A 217-nucleotide genomic window follows, 5' to 3' on the forward strand; every position below is an offset into this window, starting at 1 on the left:
TTTAAATGTGTATTTTCCATAAGGAAGATCCTTAACAGAAGCAATACCATTTTTATCAGTAACAACTTTAGTTACTTCTTCACCTTTTTCATTGTAGACAGTAAATTCAACACCAGCCAAAGGTTTATTACTATCATCAACTTTGTTGATTTCAATTTCCCCTTTAGCAAGTTTGTTAACAAATTTAATATTTGCTACTTCTCCGTTGTTTACTTGT

At 30.0% G+C, this 217-nt stretch carries 1 protein-coding gene; it reads right to left on the reverse strand.

All coding sequences use genetic code 11. The annotated features are described in order from the left end of the window. On the reverse strand, positions 1-217 hold a 217-nt coding region (locus tag MR107_RS31115), incomplete at both ends, for a prealbumin-like fold domain-containing protein (RefSeq protein ID WP_242293235.1).

The sequence above is a fragment of the Bacillus cereus group sp. BfR-BA-01441 genome (assembly GCF_022663075.1).
Lineage (GTDB): Bacteria > Bacillota > Bacilli > Bacillales > Bacillaceae_G > Bacillus_A > Bacillus_A cereus.